The following is a 15,804-nucleotide window of genomic DNA, read 5'->3' as shown; positions in this document are numbered from 1 at the left end:
GAGTTCGGCGGTGAGCTCGTACGGTTCCACGTGGAACACGCCGACTCGATCGGCTCGTTCACCGGCTGGGCCCCGGCGCGGGCCGTGGTGCAGTGGTGCGCGATTAAGCCCTTCGCTGTTATGGCAGATTCCGCCGCTGCGGCGGACTCCGGGGAGACAGGGGAGACCTCGTGACAGTTCACTTCGTCGGGGCCGGCCCCGGCGCCGCCGACCTGCTCACGCTGCGCGCGGCTGCGGCCCTGGCCGCGGCGGACGTCTGCCTGTACGCGGGCACCTATCTGGACGACGGCGTGCTCGACCACTGCCGGCCCGATGCGCGGGTGGTGGACACCCAGCACCTGGACCTGGACGGGATCATCGCGGAGATCGTCGCCGCCCACGCCGAGGGGCTCGAGGTGGTGCGGCTCTGCTCGGGTGACCCGTCGCTGTACTCCGCGCTCGCCGAGCAGACCCGCCGGCTCGATGCAGCGGGCGTGCCCTGGGACGTGGTGCCCGGCGTCCCGGCCTACGCTGCCGCCGCCGCCGAGCTGGGGGTGGAGCTGACCGTGCCCGAGGTGGTGCAGTCCGTCGTGTTGACCCGCGTCCAGGCCCGATCGACGGTGATGCCGTCCTCCGAATCGCTGGAGAACTTCGCCGCCACCGGCGCGACGCTGGTGCTGCACCTGGCGATCACCCGGATCCGCGAGCTCGCCGAACGGCTGGTTCCCACGCACGGCGCGGACTGCCCGGTGGCGGTGGTGGCCAATGCGAGCCGCCCGCACCGCGTCGAGCTGCGGGGCACACTTGCCGACATCGCGGACGCGGTCGAGTCCGCCGGTCTGCGGCAGGCGGCGGTGATCCTGGTGGGCCGGGCGCTGGTCCGGCCGGGGGAGGCCGAATCGTGGTTGTACGCCTCGGATCCGGAGAGGGCGGCGAAGCGGCGGGGCGGGGCGGGGTAGGTGGAACTCAGAGTTGAAAGTTCGACCACAGTCACGGAGGCCGAGGTGCCAGGCTGTGCTCGTGGTTTCCGAGGGCGGCATCTACACTCGAGTCTCCCTGCGGGACGCTCATCCGGTCGATTACTGGGCGGGTAGACCCGGACTCACCATACCGGCTGTCCACTTCAGATCAGGGTGTGGTCGGTCCGTGAGGTAGCGGAAGACGTCTCTCCGAACTCTGCCGGCGGGCTGTCGTCGAAGTAGCCGTTCCCGCGCATTGCTCCTCTTGCTACTGCCCAGTCGCAAGAGAGTTATCCCTGGCGAAGTCCACCCGTGGGGACGAGTCGGTTGGTCAGGCCTCGGCGATAGCTTTGATGCTCTCCAGCGTGGTGCCAAGGGCAGTCTCGAGCTCGTCAGCGTGGTTCGGGCCCCCGCCGAGGAGCGTCGCGGCGAAGAACCGGCCGATCGGATTGAGCTTGCCCGGCACGGACCGACGCTGGGCCAGCTTGGTACCGGTCTGCGTCGGCTGGAGCTCGAAGGCCCAGCGGGCGCCGCTGGTCTTCGTGTCCCAGGCGACACGCTTGTGTGGCTCGAACTCGATCACAACGTTTCGGGTTGGCCAGACGACCAGTTTGCGGCGGTTCCAGCCGATGTACTGCTGGCCCTTCCGGAAGCCTCCCGGCAGCAGCGGTGTCATCGCGACGAGTTCGGGCGACGACCGAACGAGCACGGAGGTATCCGTGACGACCTCCCACACGCGCTCGACGGGGGCGTCGACCTCGACCTCGGCGCGAAGCTCGCGGGTAGTGCTCATGCCATGCCTCCTTGGCGGGTTGAGCCGCGCTGGGTGTGGTGAACACTCTGGCGTGACCGGAATTGCGACCAGTGCAAGGTCGGACCGCTTCGCAACACAGTACGTCGCGTAGGGCGTACCCCGTAGTGACGTTGCTCTTCGTCGTGGTGTTGGTCCCCATGTCGACGAGCTCGCTTACGAGGGTGTGGGCCGCGCAGGTCCGGGACGCTGGCTGAGCAACACCGAATCCGCGGTGGTGCAGAAAGCGACCGTTCGTCCGGACGTGGTGACGGTGGATGTGCTCAGCCCCTATGACATCTCCGAACTCGATCAACTGCAGAGAGAAGCCGAACAGATCGTCCCCTGGGGGCCTCTAGTAGTGGTCGACCACGCTGTCGGGGCGCCACGATCAGTGCCGACGGGTCACTCGTTGCCGTCGCCAGCACCCTTTCGCGGGGCCCCCAGCACGCTGAGTATCTCCCCGACCATGTGGTCCCGTTCGAGTGGATGGCGCAGCGGCAGGTCTCGGTTCAGGCTGTAGCGGTTACGGCGCCCGTCGCGGATGCGCTGCAGGTACCCGGCCTCTTCCAGTTCGGCCACGATCCGCTGGGTGGCGCGCTCGGTGATCCCGACCGCATCGGCGATGTCGCGCAGTCGCGTCTCGGAGTCCTGCGCGATGCACAACAGGACGTGCGCGTGATTGGTGAGAAACGTCCACTCTGCCACTACGCCACCCCATCACCGACGACTTCCGAGTGCCATTTTGCCTTACGTGAATCACGGTACGCATGTGGGCGTGCACGGAGCCCGTCCCACCGCGGGCCCGGTCCGCGCGCCGCGCCACAACACGCGACACCGATTTAGGCTGTTGCAAAACATGTCGTGAAAGTCATGTATTGTCGTTCCCGTTACTCGCTCGGAACAGGCGGCTAGCGCGCCACGACGGAGATCAGCTCGTCCCGCTCGGCGGCGCACGGACTCCGGACAGATCAGGGGAGACTCGATGGACCTCAGCATTCTCGGCAGCCTCACGGACCCGCCGATCCTGTTCTTCTTCCTGGGGCTGTTCGTCGCCGCTGTGCGCTCCAACCTGGAGATCCCGGCCCCCGTCACCAAGTTCCTGTCGCTCTACCTGCTCATGGCGATCGGGTTCAAGGGTGGCCAGGCTCTGCGAGAGACCGGTCTGACCGGCCGCGCCGCGGCGGTGATCGGCATCGCCCTCCTCCTGGCCCTGGTGATCCCTGCGCTGGGCTTCCTGGTCCTGCGGCGCAGGGTGAACGAGTTCGATGCGGCCGCCATCGCCGCGACCTACGGGTCGGTCAGCGCGGTGACCTTCATCGCCGCGACGCAGTTCGTGACCGCCCGTGGGGAGGAACCCGGCGGGTACATGACGGTCGCCCTGGTTCTGATGGAATCGCCCGCGATCATCATGGCGGTGCTTCTGGCCACCTGGGCACGGTCCCGTCAGCGTTCCGCCCAGATGGCGGGTGACGCGGGGGCCGGCGCTTCCTCTCCCGTGTCGGGCGCACCCCTGTCGTTGCGGGCGATCCTGCACGAGGCGTTCACCGACGGTGCGCACCTGCTGCTGATCGGGTCGCTCGTGATCGGCACCGTGGTGGGGGCCGACGCCGGCGAGGCCATGTCCCCGTTCGTCGACGACATGTTCAAGGGGCTGCTGGCCTTCTTCCTGCTCGAGATGGGCTTGCTCGTCGCCCGTCAGCTCCGCGAGGTCCGGGACGTGGGCCCGTTCCTGATCGGGTTCGGCATCGTGATGCCCCTGGTCGGAGCATCGATGGCGCTGGCCCTGGGCAGTCTGGCCGGGTTGCCGGTCGGCGACCTGACCATGCTCGCCGTGCTCGCGGCGAGCGGGTCCTACATCGTGGTGCCGGCCGTCGTGCGCTACGCGATCCCCGAAGCGCGGCCGTCCCGGTACTTCACAATGGCCCTTGCCGTGACATTCCCGTTCAACATCGTCCTCGGCATTCCGCTCTACTACACCGTCGCCCAGTACCTGGGCGCCTGAGGCGAGGAGATCCCATGAAAGACGTCAAAAGGATCGAACTGGTAGTGGAGTCCGGGGTCGCCGGGAGGTTCCTCGGCGCGTTGGATTCGCTGGGCCTGACCCATCGCACCGTGATCCCGGGAATCTACGGGCGGGGACAGCACGGTGAGCGCGGTGGGGACCCTTTCTCCACCTTCGACAACACCTTCGTGCTCGTGGCGGTCGACCCCGACCGGATCGACGAGGTCCTCCGGTCGCTGCGGCCCCTCCTGCAGTCCGTCGGGGGCATGTGCCTGGTCTCGGACGCCCAATCGGTGCGGTACTGAGTCGGCCCCCGGGAGGGGGCTAGGATCTGCTCAGCTGCGGTGCTCGGGAACCCGGTGTGAGACCGGGGCGGCCCTCGCCACTGTGAACGGATGATGTCGCCAGTCCTCTGTGCCACTGCTCGCACGCGTTGTGTGGGTGGGAAGGCGGACCGGCGGCGATCCGGTCCATCCCTTCCGGGGGTGGGCCGGGGGAACCCGTGAGCCAGGAGACCGGCCGTGGCTGCCACCACGAGTGCCCGCGAGGTGACGGGCAGAAAGGTCTCAGGCATATGCATATCGCAGAGGGTTTCCTCCCCTCGGTGCACGCCGTGGCATGGACGGCCGTCGCGGCACCGTTCGTCATCCACGGCGCGCGCGAGGTGATCAGGACGGTCCGTCGGACACCGGAGGCGGGCGTGTTGCTCGGCGTGGCCGGGGCGTTCACGTTCGTCATGTCGGCCGTCAAGCTCCCGTCGGTGACGGGCTCCAGCTCGCACCCCACCGGGACCGGGCTGGGGACGATCATCTTCCGGCCACCCGTCATGGCCTTCGTCGCCACCGTGGTGCTGATCTTCCAGGCGTTGCTGCTCGCGCACGGGGGCATCACCACGCTCGGCGCGAACGTGTTCTCCATGGGGGTCGCCGGGCCGTGGGTCGCCTACGGGGCGTTCGTCCTGTGTCGACGGGTCGCGGTGCCGCTGCTCGGCGCGGTCTTCGTCGCCGCGTTCCTCGCCGACCTGGTGACGTATCTCGTCACCAGCGCCCAGCTCGCGCTGGCGTTCCCGAGCGCCGAGCACGGCCTGTGGTTCTCGATGGCCGAGTTCCTCGCCGTGTTCGCTATCACCCAGATCCCGCTGGCGGTCGTCGAGGCTCTGATCGTCGTGGTGATCGTCAGCGTGCTCCTGCGAATCGCCTCCCGTGAGCTCGACCTGGTGGGCTTCTTCCGGAGGGCGCGACTCGCCGGCGCGGGCACCTTCGCGCATCTCGAGGACCGTACCGATCAGGTCGAGGCCACGGAGTCGGTGCGATGAGCGGGAAGAAGCACGTCAGCGTGTGGGTGCTCGTGGGGCTGGTCGCCGTGGCGTTCGCGATCGCGGTGTTCTCCCTGGTCTATGGCGCTGGTGCGGGCGGCGAGTTCGAGGGTGCGGACGGGCAGGCGGAGGGGACGATCAGCCAGGTCTCTCCCGACTACGAGCCATGGTTCGAGCCGCTTCTGCCCGAGTTGCCGGGGGAGGTCGAATCGGGGGTGTTCGCCCTCCAGGCCGGGATCGGCGGCGGGATCGTGGGTTACGGACTCGGCGTCCTGCGGACACGTAGTAGGCAGCGTCGGGAGAGCGTGACGGGTGCGGCGACCCCGTCGGCGGCGGCCACGGGTCCGGCCGGGCACTGACCGGCCGAGCCCTAGGTGAACCCACTCGAACTCGCGGCGTCCCACAACCGTTGGTCGGACCTCCCGGTAGTCGAGAAGCTGCTGCTCTTCGGCGGTCTGCTGGTGGCGGCACTGCTCGTGCCGCCACCGGTGGGCCACGTGGCGATCCTGACTGTCTGTTGTGTGTGCGCCCTGGCGCTGGCCCGCGTCCCCGCCAGGATCTACCTCGCGGCGTTGCTCGCCCCCGTCGCGTTCCTGGCCCTGGGAATCGGTCCCCTCGTGCTGGACCTGGTGGACTGGCGCCTCGTGGTGGATCCGGCCGGGGTCGACACCGCCTGGCGGACGGTGAGCAGGGCGATCGCCGCGACGGCCGCCACCATCACCTTGGCGTGCACCACGCCCGTCGCCGACCTCCTGGCCGCCGGCCGGCGGGCCGGACTGCCCGCCCCGCTGGCTCACGTCGTGGACACCACCTACCGGCTCATCGGCCTGCTCATCGACTCCGCGCGCACGCTGCGGCATTCCCACGACCTCAGGCTCGGACACCGCACCGCCCGGGCCGCGATCAGCTCGGTCGGGACGCAGTTCGCCTCGGTATTCGTCCTGTCCGTCAGGCGGGCACGGGCGATCGACGACGCCATGTCCATGCGCGCCGAGCGCGGCCAGACCGCAGTGCTCGCCGAGGCGGACCCGGTCTCGGCCACCCGCGTGCTCGTCATCTGTCTGGTTCTCGTGTCCGTCTCGATACTGGGGGTCATGACGTGACCGTCCTCGCGCTGCGCGGTGCCCGGTTCTCCTACCGGCGTCTCGATGCCCTCGGCGGTCACACCCACACCGTGCTCGACGGCGCCGACCTGACGATCCCCGCCGGGGCGAAGATGGCGCTTCTCGGTGGAAACGGCAGCGGCAAGACCACCCTGATGCGGCTGCTCGTGGGCCTGAACCGCCTCGAGGCCGGGGAGTTGGAGCTGGACGGGGAGCGGGTCCGGGACCGCCGCGCCGACCGCACCCGCCTGCGGCAGTCGGTGCAGATGGTGCTCCAGGAACCCGACGACCAGATCTTCGCCACGACCGTGCGGGCCGACGTCTCCTTCGGCCCCGTGAACCTCGGATTGGATCGCGCCGAGGTGGCCCACCGGGTCGACGAGGCCCTGGCGGCGCTGGCGATCACCGACCTCGCCGACCGCGTCCCCCACCACTTGTCCTTCGGGCAGCGCAAGAGGGTGGCCCTGGCGGGTGCGCTGGCGATGCGGCCTCGCGTCCTGCTTCTCGACGAACCGACGGCCGGGCTCGACCCGCTCTCCTGTGAGGACCTGCTCGCGGCGCTGGAGTCGCTTCGCGCCGCGGGGGCCGCGATCCTCATGGCCACGCACGATGTCGACCTCGCCTGGGCCTGGGCGGACGACGCGGTGGTGCTCTCCGGCGGAGCGCTCACCCGCGGCCCGGTCCACCGAGTGCTGCAGGACGAGGGCCTCCTCACCGCGGCCCGGCTCACCACCCCGTGGGGCGCCGCGGTGTCACGCCGACTGGGCCGGACGGTATCGCGGCCGGGAGAGGTCTGACCACGCTCGTCATCGGGATCGCACTCGCCCGTGTTCCGGACGCGACCGATGCCATCGGTGGCGCAGTCTTCCGACGCGCATCATGATGGCCCGGTGTGCCGCTATGACGGATAGCTTCGGCAGGATGTGAGTTCTTAGGCAAGAAGAGCACTGTGGGATCGGGTGACACGTCGATGCGTGCCCATCCCTGTTTCGGCCGCGCGCGGCGGCAGCGTCTCCCGGTGACGTGGCTCGGGCCACGTTCTTCTCGACGTGTACGGCAGTGGGTGAAACACCTTGTCAAGGAAGAAAAGGGGTGGGAGTGACTTCGGCAATCGAAGGATACGAAGAAATACGATGGTCCCAGGTGGAAGACAGCTTCTTCGTCGGTAGTTTCCGCGGGAACTTCGTGGGGTACATCGATCAGAATTCTGACGGCAGTTTCACCTGCTACGACAGGATGTCGAGACCGCAGGGCGAGTCCGGATCCCTGGACGAGGCGATCTCCAGCCTGAATGATCTGTACTTTTCCGATGCGAGCGAGGGAGAGTTGAATGTCGCTGGACGCTGAGTTCCCCACGTCGCCCGGGAGCGGACAACTGAAGTATTTGGTGTACACGAGCGTGCCGGTGCGGAAGATGCTGCCGGGTGATCTGGAGTCCATTCTGTTCACCTCCCGGGAGCGCAATCGTGCCGCCGGGATCACCGGTGTCCTCCTCTTCAGGAACAACTGCTTCATTCAGTTCCTCGAAGGCCCTCCGGCCGCGATCGACGAGTTGATGACGCGCATCGCTGCCGATGACAGGCACAGTCGTGTCCGGGTCCTGTTGACGGAACCTGCAGCCGAGCGCAGCTTCGCCGACTGGAAGATGGGCTTCGGCATCCCCAAGGAGACCCGGTCGACCGGAGTCGACGGCGTGCGGGACAGTTTCAACGATCTCACCGGCGGCTCGAACTACGACGTCGTACGTCGGGCCGCCGAGGACTTCTCGATCTGGTTCAAGGTCAAGGAGCGCTCGATCTCGACCTCGCCCTGAGCGTCGCCTCTCCCTACACCCGGGCGACGGGCACGCCGGCGCGCAGGACGCGATGCGCGCCGCAGTGGCAGGACTCGTAAGTCACAGTGCCCTCGCTGGTGCGGTGGGAGGAGCGGGTCAGCCATTCGTGCTGGTGCGCGTCCGGATCCGCAGGCTGCGGAACGGGGGCGTCGTGGTCGCGGTCGTGATCGACGTCGGTGGGCGAACAGGCTGCTGTGGTCATGCGCTGACTGTGGTGCAATGGGTCAGTGCAGTTCAACCATGGCAATATGGTCGGCCCGACTCTCGCGGCGGAACTTGCCTCACTCGGCGCCCGGGAGTGGGACACCGATATGGCCGTCGGCGTGCTTCGCGCCCACGGCGTCCGCAGGCCCGATCTCGACGACGCGAGGTCGACCCGCCTACAGGAGTGGGCATTGTGGTTGAGGGCACCCTTCTCGGCGCCGGACGTGGACTCCACGTGCGACGCGATCAACGAGCTGCTGGACTCGGCCGCGTCGAGGCCGTCCCTGAGCACGCACGACGGGCACAAGCCCCACCTGCACTTCGCGGCCGACGGTGACGACGTGGTGGAGCGCGTCCGGGCCATCACCGCAGGCGGTCTGGCGATCTTCGCGGTCGAGTCGGAGGGCGGCCGTCTGGGGGCCTGTCTCCGATCGGGGTGTCCCGAGGTGTTCGTCGACACCAGCCGGAACGGTAAGCGGCGCTACTGCAGTGCCCGGTGCGGCAACCACGACGCCGTCCAACGGCACCGGGCCCCCGGCCGTCGACCCGGGTGACGCAGGGTTTCGGGTGACGCAGGGTTTCGGATGATGCAGAGGGGTGCCGTCCGGTCCCGAGATCGGGGATCATGTGTCGATGGAGACCCGAGACGAGCCCTGGCCGGCCCTGCCCCTGGAATCGTGGATCGACACCAGGGACACACTTCACCTGTGGACCCAGATCGTCGGCAAGACGCGGATGGCCCTCGGGCCGGAGATCAACCACTGGTGGGGCGTCCCGCTGTACGTGGACGCGCGGGGGCTCACCACGTCCCTGATGGTCGCCGGACACCGCGGTCTGGAGATCTGCTTCGACTTCGTCAGCCACGACCTGCTGTTCCTCGTCACTGACGGCAGCACCCGCCGGATGGCGCTCGAGCCGCGGACCGTCGCCGACTTCTACGCCGAGTACACCGGCCACCTGGGTGATCTCGGGTTCGACGTGCCGATCGTCGGGACCCCGGTCGAGCTGCCGGAGGTGATCCCGTTCGCCGAGGACACCACGCACGCGTCGTACGACGCTGACGCCGTGGCCCGTTTCCGGAGGTCGCTGGTCAGCGCGCACGGCGTCCTGTCGACGTTCCGCAGTGGGTTCCGTGGGAAGTCCTCGCCCGTCCACTTTTTCTGGGGTGCGTTCGATCTGGCCGTCACCCGGTTCTCCGGACGCTCCGCCCCCGAGCATCCCGGTGGCGTCCCGAACTGCCCGGACCGGGTCATGCACGAGGCCTACAGCGACGAGGTGTCGAGCGCGGGGTACTGGCCGGGTGGTGCGGAGGAGGGCATCTTCTACGCGTACGCCTATCCCCACCCCGAGGGGTACGACACCCATCCGGCGGTCGAGGCCCCCGCGTACTGGAGCGCCGAGCTGGGTGAGTACGTGCTGCCGTACCACCTCGTGCGACAGGCGGCGGATCCCGACGCCGTGGTGCTGAGGTTCCTCGAACAAACCCATCGCGCGGCGGAGGAGACGGCGGGCTGGAGCCGGGTCCGGGTCTAGCCCGGTCCGGCAACGACTAGGCGGGATGGGGGAGTGCACCGCACGTGCGGCCGTGTCTCCGACGCACCTCTGCCGATCGGCGCGAGACCGCACCCCGGAGGGCGTTCCCCGTGTGGCACTTCCCCACGCGGATCTCCCGGATAGCGCGTGATCGACCTGGTCAGGTGGACCCTTATGCGCTGTTGGTCGCGGCAAAGACGAGGAACGCCACGAACAGTGCTGCCAGTCCCAGACCGATGCCTATGACGGCCTCACGGTGGTTCGACGCCTCGCTTTGGTCCACTCGTTTCAGACCGACCCATCCACTGGCGAGGGCGACCACTGCGGCGGCGATGGTGATCGCACCGCCGATGAAGGGCACCAGGGAGGCCAGCGCGGCAATGATGCCGGCGACCAGCGAGGTGGTCCCGGCACCGTTGCGGTAGGAAGTTCCGGTGGAACGGTCTTCGGGCATGTGGTCTCCCATGCACTTTCGAGGTGACTGACTGGTTCTCGCAACAGACACGCCGAGACCGTCTCGAATGCTATCGCCAGCTGGCCTCGAGCTGCAGCACGAGTCCGCACAACTCGGCCGGTCACGACTTCTCGAATTCATCGGCGGAGGCTTCACTCCGGGCCCGCCAGAGGGGGTCGAGGGCGGCGTCCTCCTCGGCGGTGGCAACCCTGAAGGGGGGGTCGGCCGGCGTGGGCAGCCCCTGACGTTCCTGGCCCCTGGTGGCGCGCAGGCTGGCGACCACCGAGACGGCGAGGACTGCCGTGATGACCGCGAGGGAGATGGCGGTGGGGATGTAGAACACGTCGATCTTGAGCATCATCTTGATGCCCACCCAGATCAGGATCAGCGCCAGCCCGATCTTGAGGTAGACGAAGCGGTGGATGAGGTCGGCCAGCAGGAAGTACATCGCTCGCAGGCCCAGGATGGCAAAGGCGTTGGCGGTGAAGACCAGGAACACCTCGTCGGTGACGGCGAAGATGGCGGGGATGGAGTCGACGGCAAAGACGATGTCGGTGGTCTCGATGAGCACCAACACGGCCAGCAGGGGAGTGGCCATGATCAGCCCACCCTTGCGCACGAGCAGACGCTGGCCGTGGAAGGTGTCGGTCATGGGCACGAACCGGCGGAAAGCCCGGAGCACCTTCGACTGGTCGGGATTGAGGTGCTCGTCGCGCTGGCGGATCATCCGGAAACCCGTGTACAGCAGGAACGCCGCGAAGATGTAGAGCACCCACGAGAAGTTGGCGATCAGCACGGCGCCACCGGCGATGAAGATCCCGCGGAAAATCAGAGCGCCCAGCACCCCGAGGAACAGCACGCGGTGCTGGAACTGGGCCGGGACGGCGAAGTGGGCAAAGATGATTGCCCACACGAAGACGTTGTCCACCGCGAGGGACTTCTCGATGAGGTAGCCGGCGAAGTACTGCTGGCCGAACTCGGCGCCCCAGACGGCCCAGATGATCGCGCCGAAGCCCACACCGAGCGTGACCCAGACGGCCGACCAGGTGGCGGCTTCTCGGACGCCGATGACGTGAGCCTTGCGGTGGGCGACGAGGTCGATCGCCAGCATCACGATGATGAACGCCAGGACGGCAAGCCAGAGCCAGAGGGGGGTGTGCATAGTCAGGGACCTTTCGATCAGTAGGTGATCGAAGGTCTCTCCCGGCCCTGTCGGGCCCGCTCCGCCGGGTCCGAGGACCGTAGTGACGACGAAACGCGTGAGGGATACTCCCCTTCTGGTGCAGTTCAGTTAATCACAGGCGGGCGAGGTGTCGCCGGGTCAGTCGCTGGTGGGGGAGGCGTGGTCGGGTCCGCCTTCCCGCGGGGTGGGTGCGCCGGGTGGTTGCCGAGACGGTCATGCGCAATACTTGGCGTCGACGAGTTCGTCTATCTCAGACTTGGAGCGAGTGAAATCCCCTGATGGGTACCCCCTGCGAGAGGCCCGGGTCGGCTGACGACCCGGGTCCGAGTTGTCTCTGGCCAGTTTCACCGCGAAACCCGTGGTCGCTGAACCGTGAACCGCGATCACGTGAGCGAGCGTTCTGATGGGCGTGACGCTCCTGATGCTGCTGCTGGGGATCCTCGCGATCCTCGCGATCATCGCGGCGAACGGCTACTTCGTGGCCCAAGAGTTCGCATACATGTCGGTGGACAGGAACAGGCTCAAGGCGCGGGCGGATGCGGGGGACGTCTCGGCAGCGCGTGCGCTGAAGGTCACCCAACGGACCTCGTTCATGCTCTCGGGCGCCCAGTTGGGGATCACGGTCACCGGACTGCTGGTGGGGTTCGTGGCCGAACCGCTGGTCGGCCAATCGCTCGGGACCCTGTTGGGTGGGGTCGGCGTCCCCGCGGCTGTCGGTGTGACGGTGGGTACCGTGCTGGCGTTGATCGCCGCGACGGTGGTGCAGATGATCTTCGGCGAGTTGTATCCCAAGAACCTTGCGCTGGCCAGCCCGGAGCCCCTGGCGCGTGGCCTGGCCCGTTCGACCACTGTGTACCTCACGGTGTTCGGCTGGCTCATCGTGGTCTTCGACAAGTCTGCCAACTTGTTGCTCCGGGCAGTCGGGGTCAATCCTGTTCACGATCTGGACACCACCGCCACGGCGGAGGATCTCGAGCGCATCGTCGCCGATGCCAGGGGAAGTGGGGATCTGCCCGAGAATCTCTCTGTTCTCATCGACAGAATTCTGGACTTTCCGGACCGGACGGTCGAGCATGCGATGGTTCCGAGGTCTCACACCAGTGTCGTCTCACCCGATGCGACGGTCGGGGAGGTGAGGGTTCTGATGGCCACCGGACACACCCGCTATCCGGTCGTCACCGTTGAGCAGGAGCCGGTCGGGGTGGTGCAGTTGGTGGACGTGCTCGCGTGGTCGTTGGAGCCCGACGCGCCGGTCACCGAGCTCATGCGCCCGGCGGTGGTGGTCCCCTCGTTGATGTCCCTACCGGATGCGCTGTTCAGCCTGACGGACTCCGAGGCCCAGCTCGCTGCGGTGGTGGATGAGTACGGGGGTTTCGCCGGCGTGATCACCATCGAGGACCTCGCCGAGGAGCTGATCGGCGAACTGACCGACGAGCACGACGTCGAGGCGGATTCGGTGATCTCCCTTGAGGGTGAGGAGTGCTGGCGGATGGATGGCGACGTCCACATCGACGAGGCCGAGCGGGCACTCGGCCACACACTGTCCGAGGGTGACTACGAGACCGTGGCAGGTCTGGTGATCGCCGCTCACGGGCGACTACCCGAGGTGGGGCAGACGGTGCGTGTCGATCTGCCAATCGATCCCCGCGAGCTGATCGCCGACCATCCACGAGAAGTGGCGCTGGACATCGAGGTTCTCGAGGTGGCGCGGTTGGTGCCCAGTGAGCTGAGGATTCGTCTCGTGGAGCGTGGTGGCACCGTTCCCCTCGACGCCGGCGATGACGATGCGTCTGGAAAGAGCGAGGTTCGGTGATGGGAAACCCGATGGTTGTCACGGCCATTACTGCGGGGCTCATTGTGTTGAGTGCGTTCTTCGTCGTGATCGAGTTCGCACTCCTCGGCGCGCGACAGCACCGGCTCGAGAAGGAAGCGGCAACCAGTGCCTCGGCCCGCGCGGCGCTTCGCGGGATGAACGAGCTGACCCTCATGCTCGCCGGTGCCCAGCTGGGCATCACGGTCTGCACGTTCGCACTCGGTGCGGTCACCAAGCCCGCCGTGGACTCGTGGCTCGGCCCGGTCTTCACTTCGTGGGGCGCACCGGCCCAGCTCGCTGGTGGCGTGGCGTTCGGGCTGTCGTTGCTCCTGGTGACCTTCCTGCATCTGGTGGTGGGGGAGATGGCGCCCAAGTCGTGGGCGATTGCGCACCCGGAATTCGCCGCCAAGTTCGTGGGCCTGCCCTCGAGGGGGTTCATCTGGGTGTTCCGTCCGCTGCTGCGGTGGGTTAACGCAGTGGCCAACCGTCTTGTCTCCGCCAGTGGCGTCACGCCGGTTGAGCGTGCCGCCGTGGGTGGACAGGACGCGGCTACGATCCGCCAGCTCGTCGAACACTCGGCGACGGCGGGTTCCCTCGACAACTCGTTCCGATCCCCGTTGTCGGGTGCGCTCGGCTTGGACCAGTTGCATATCGGAGCGCTCGTCGACACCTCGACGGCACCCACCGCGGTCCCGGCCGGAGCCACGGTGGCCCAGGTCCAACAGGCCGCGACGCGCACCGGCTATACGCGGGTGCTCCTCCAGGACGGCAATTCGCCCACTCCGGAGGTGGTCCATGTGCGTGACACGTTGATGGAGCCCGCGGATGCGCACGCACGTGCCTTTGCGCGCCCGGTGATGGTGTTCGACTCTCGCACTCCGGTGTACGAGGCGCTCGCAGAGGCGCGCGAGCGCAGCGAACAGCTGGCCGCAGTGACGGACCAGGGCCAGTTCATCGGGGTGATCACCATCTCCGACATCCTCAAGCATCTCCTTCCCCAGGAGTCCGGACGAACCGGGGCGTAGAGGCCTGCCCCGTCGTCAGAATGACCATCAGCGTGTGAGCCGAAGAAGGCCCACGCGATCTAGGGAGGACATCGAGAGGCTGATAGCGCCGCGACTACGAATCCGGCCGAGGGGTGTAGCGGGTCCATCGGGTGGGTCCTGAATCTCGAGGAGAACCTGGGTGAGAACGGGGTCGGAGTCGTGATCCTGCGGGGTCGCATGGGCGTATGGATCGCCTAGGCGGGCGCAGCTGTGTGCACGGGGCTATTCAAGCCGCAGAACGTCAGTCCGTGCGATCGAGTCCGCACGTTCATTCTCGAGCCGGACACGGCGAGGGTCCGTCATGAACGCGTCGAGAGCTTGGGCGTCCGGGAAATTGATGCGCTGGACTTCAAGCGGATCGGTGTCTGACTCACGTAGGACCTGATCGCGCGAACAGACGGTTCCGCCGTGCTCGGCTACCAGTGAGAGGACCTGGTCCTCGTATCGGATCAGGGAGCCCTCCTTGCCGGGGTACGGCCACAGGAGAACGCAGAGTCGCATGGTCACGTGCCAACCATATTCGTGTGCGGGGGCTCTCGCTCGCAGCATCTGGATCGACACATGGGGTGGCGACTATTGACCGACTCTTCAGTCAAATCTATGCTGACTGAACAGTCAGTCAGCCACGAGAGGCGGCCCTAATGCCCCACGACGACCCGGCCGGAAGCAGGGGCGATCGAAGCGGAGTCGACCGCAGCGGGGCCGACCGCATCCTGGACGCCGCGATCTCCAGGTTCGGCGCGGACGGAGTCACGGGAACGAGCCTCAAGGCCATCGCCGCCGAGGCGGGGGTGTCGCAGGCGCTGATCCTCCACCATTTCGGGAGCAAGGACCGACTGCACCAGGCCTGCGACGAGCACGTGGTGCGGCTGGTGCGGCAGGGCAAGGAGTCCTCGATGGGCCAGGGCGCACAGTTGGACCCGCTCCAGTCGCTGCGGCAGATCGAGGACAGTCGCCCGCTGCTGCGCTACCTGGCCCGCACCCTCTCTGAGGGAGGCGATCACATCGCGCATCTCATCGACGAGATGGTCGCCGACGCCGAGGCCTACACCGGGGCCGCCGTCGAGGCCGGTCTCATCAAGCCCAGCGCCCATTCGCGCGAACGAGTCATCGTACTGACGCTCTGGTCGCTGGGATCGCTGGTGCTCCACGAACACATGAACCGACTGCTCGGCGTGGACTTCCTCGACACCGATGCCCCGCCGGAGAACCTCGCTCCGTACATGCTCCCGATCGTGGAGCTGTTCGCCCAGGGGCTGTTCGAGCCCGGCACACTCGACCGGTTCGCGGACGCCTTCGACACCCCTGACGGCCCCCGGAAGGAGCAGTGACCACCATGGACGACCTCGTGATCTCGGCGAGAGGACTGGTCAAGACCTTCGGCACCACGCGCGCCCTCGACGGTCTCGACCTCGAGGTGGCCCGGGGGGAGGTGCATGGCTTCCTCGGCCCCAACGGCGCCGGCAAGTCCACCACCATGCGCGTCCTGCTGGGCCTGCTCCGGGCCGACGCCGGCACCGTCCGACTGCTCGGCGGCGACCCCTGGACCGACGTGTTTGGGACGCCTTTCGGAAAGCGCGGATCTG

At 67.5% G+C, this 15,804-nt stretch carries 21 protein-coding genes and 1 riboswitch; of the genes, 15 read left to right on the top strand and 6 right to left on the bottom strand.

The genetic code is table 11. The annotated features are described in order from the left end of the window. The first annotated feature begins 170 nt into the window (after positions 1 to 170). A complete protein-coding gene (locus G6028_RS14365) occupies positions 171 to 938 on the top strand; it encodes a cobalt-precorrin-4/precorrin-4 C(11)-methyltransferase (RefSeq protein ID WP_182659277.1) in 768 nt (255 codons plus the stop codon). Between the two features lie 331 nt (positions 939 to 1,269). Here the strand turns inward: G6028_RS14365 and G6028_RS14360 are convergent, their stop codons facing one another. Next, positions 1,270 to 1,731: an SRPBCC family protein gene (locus G6028_RS14360; RefSeq protein WP_182610827.1), complete on the bottom strand. Its 462-nt coding sequence runs from the start codon at positions 1,729 to 1,731 to the stop codon at positions 1,270 to 1,272. A 402-nt stretch (positions 1,732 to 2,133) separates the two neighbouring features. Beyond that, positions 2,134 to 2,436, bottom strand: coding sequence for a helix-turn-helix transcriptional regulator (locus G6028_RS14355; RefSeq protein ID WP_042329960.1), 303 nt, complete (start codon positions 2,434 to 2,436; stop codon positions 2,134 to 2,136). A gap of 277 nt (positions 2,437 to 2,713) precedes the next feature. Here G6028_RS14355 and G6028_RS14350 point away from each other — a divergent pair, with 277 nt between their 5' ends. The 8 genes from G6028_RS14350 (at position 2,714) to G6028_RS14315 (ending at position 7,964) form a co-directional block, all read left to right on the top strand. After that, positions 2,714 to 3,733, top strand: a complete 1,020-nt coding sequence (locus G6028_RS14350) for a sodium-dependent bicarbonate transport family permease (protein ID WP_179524143.1) — start codon at positions 2,714 to 2,716, stop codon at positions 3,731 to 3,733. 14 nt (positions 3,734 to 3,747) lie between these two features. After that, positions 3,748 to 4,038 (top strand): P-II family nitrogen regulator, encoded by a 291-nt coding sequence (locus G6028_RS14345; RefSeq protein ID WP_179524144.1) that lies wholly within the window; start codon positions 3,748 to 3,750, stop codon positions 4,036 to 4,038. A 20-nt stretch (positions 4,039 to 4,058) separates the two neighbouring features. Next, positions 4,059 to 4,271: riboswitch (cobalamin riboswitch) on the top strand. A gap of 36 nt (positions 4,272 to 4,307) precedes the next feature. Continuing rightward, positions 4,308 to 5,048 (top strand): energy-coupling factor ABC transporter permease, encoded by a 741-nt coding sequence (locus G6028_RS14340; RefSeq protein WP_179524145.1) that lies wholly within the window; start codon positions 4,308 to 4,310, stop codon positions 5,046 to 5,048. Beyond that, complete coding sequence (locus G6028_RS14335; protein WP_179524146.1) at positions 5,045 to 5,407, top strand: energy-coupling factor ABC transporter substrate-binding protein; 363 nt, start codon at positions 5,045 to 5,047, stop codon at positions 5,405 to 5,407. Before G6028_RS14340 ends, G6028_RS14335 begins: the two co-directional genes overlap by 4 nt. A gap of 15 nt (positions 5,408 to 5,422) precedes the next feature. Then, positions 5,423 to 6,151, top strand: a complete 729-nt coding sequence (cbiQ, locus tag G6028_RS14330; protein ID WP_179524147.1) for a cobalt ECF transporter T component CbiQ — start codon at positions 5,423 to 5,425, stop codon at positions 6,149 to 6,151. Continuing rightward, positions 6,148 to 6,948: an energy-coupling factor ABC transporter ATP-binding protein gene (locus G6028_RS14325; RefSeq protein ID WP_179524148.1), complete on the top strand. Its 801-nt coding sequence runs from the start codon at positions 6,148 to 6,150 to the stop codon at positions 6,946 to 6,948. Before cbiQ ends, G6028_RS14325 begins: the two co-directional genes overlap by 4 nt. Before the next feature lie 346 nt (positions 6,949 to 7,294). Further along, a complete protein-coding gene (locus G6028_RS14320; RefSeq protein WP_187700401.1) occupies positions 7,295 to 7,498 on the top strand; it encodes a hypothetical protein in 204 nt (67 codons plus the stop codon). Further along, positions 7,482 to 7,964, top strand: a complete 483-nt coding sequence (locus G6028_RS14315; RefSeq protein ID WP_179524150.1) for a BLUF domain-containing protein — start codon at positions 7,482 to 7,484, stop codon at positions 7,962 to 7,964. Before G6028_RS14320 ends, G6028_RS14315 begins: the two co-directional genes overlap by 17 nt. Positions 7,965 to 7,977: 13 nt before the next feature. Here G6028_RS14315 and G6028_RS14310 read toward each other — a convergent pair whose 3' ends face one another. Beyond that, positions 7,978 to 8,187: a hypothetical protein gene (locus G6028_RS14310; RefSeq protein ID WP_179523156.1), complete on the bottom strand. Its 210-nt coding sequence runs from the start codon at positions 8,185 to 8,187 to the stop codon at positions 7,978 to 7,980. A 46-nt stretch (positions 8,188 to 8,233) separates the two neighbouring features. Between G6028_RS14310 and G6028_RS14305 the strand changes: the two genes are divergently transcribed. Then, a complete protein-coding gene (locus G6028_RS14305) occupies positions 8,234 to 8,743 on the top strand; it encodes a CGNR zinc finger domain-containing protein (protein ID WP_187700400.1) in 510 nt (169 codons plus the stop codon). A gap of 79 nt (positions 8,744 to 8,822) precedes the next feature. After that, positions 8,823 to 9,722 carry a DUF5996 family protein gene (locus tag G6028_RS14300; RefSeq protein WP_182659276.1) on the top strand — a complete coding sequence of 300 codons (900 nt, stop codon included), beginning with the start codon at positions 8,823 to 8,825 and terminating at the stop codon, positions 9,720 to 9,722. A 172-nt stretch (positions 9,723 to 9,894) separates the two neighbouring features. Here the strand turns inward: G6028_RS14300 and G6028_RS14295 are convergent, their stop codons facing one another. Together G6028_RS14295 and G6028_RS14290 are read right to left on the bottom strand one after the other, a co-directional pair. Then, positions 9,895 to 10,176 carry a hypothetical protein gene (locus G6028_RS14295; RefSeq protein ID WP_179524153.1) on the bottom strand — a complete coding sequence of 94 codons (282 nt, stop codon included), beginning with the start codon at positions 10,174 to 10,176 and terminating at the stop codon, positions 9,895 to 9,897. A gap of 121 nt (positions 10,177 to 10,297) precedes the next feature. Further along, on the bottom strand, positions 10,298 to 11,338 hold the full coding sequence (locus G6028_RS14290; RefSeq protein ID WP_182659275.1) for a TerC family protein: 1,041 nt from the start codon (positions 11,336 to 11,338) through the stop codon (positions 10,298 to 10,300). 424 nt (positions 11,339 to 11,762) lie between these two features. On the opposite strand from G6028_RS14290, the gene G6028_RS14285 reads away from it, so the two are divergent. Both G6028_RS14285 and G6028_RS14280 read left to right on the top strand, forming a co-directional pair. Beyond that, positions 11,763 to 13,172 carry a hemolysin family protein gene (locus G6028_RS14285; RefSeq protein ID WP_182615795.1) on the top strand — a complete coding sequence of 470 codons (1,410 nt, stop codon included), beginning with the start codon at positions 11,763 to 11,765 and terminating at the stop codon, positions 13,170 to 13,172. Next, the gene (locus tag G6028_RS14280) at positions 13,172 to 14,197 is read left to right on the top strand and encodes a CNNM domain-containing protein (protein ID WP_179524156.1); all 1,026 of its coding nucleotides are present in this window, start codon (positions 13,172 to 13,174) and stop codon (positions 14,195 to 14,197) included. Before G6028_RS14285 ends, G6028_RS14280 begins: the two co-directional genes overlap by 1 nt. Before the next feature lie 243 nt (positions 14,198 to 14,440). Here G6028_RS14280 and G6028_RS14275 read toward each other — a convergent pair whose 3' ends face one another. Then, positions 14,441 to 14,719 carry a DUF1330 domain-containing protein gene (locus G6028_RS14275; protein ID WP_241730779.1) on the bottom strand — a complete coding sequence of 93 codons (279 nt, stop codon included), beginning with the start codon at positions 14,717 to 14,719 and terminating at the stop codon, positions 14,441 to 14,443. Between the two features lie 140 nt (positions 14,720 to 14,859). Here G6028_RS14275 and G6028_RS14270 point away from each other — a divergent pair, with 140 nt between their 5' ends. Further along, positions 14,860 to 15,549 carry a TetR/AcrR family transcriptional regulator gene (locus G6028_RS14270; RefSeq protein ID WP_182659273.1) on the top strand — a complete coding sequence of 230 codons (690 nt, stop codon included), beginning with the start codon at positions 14,860 to 14,862 and terminating at the stop codon, positions 15,547 to 15,549. A 5-nt stretch (positions 15,550 to 15,554) separates the two neighbouring features. After that, on the top strand, positions 15,555 to 15,804 hold a 250-nt coding region (locus G6028_RS14265; protein ID WP_182659278.1), incomplete at its 3' end, for an ATP-binding cassette domain-containing protein.

This window comes from Dietzia cercidiphylli, assembly GCF_014145145.1.
Classification (GTDB): Bacteria; Actinomycetota; Actinomycetes; order Mycobacteriales; family Mycobacteriaceae; genus Dietzia; species Dietzia natronolimnaea.
The sequence above is the reverse complement of the archived record's forward strand: the minus strand, read 5'-3'. Positions and strand labels throughout refer to the sequence as shown.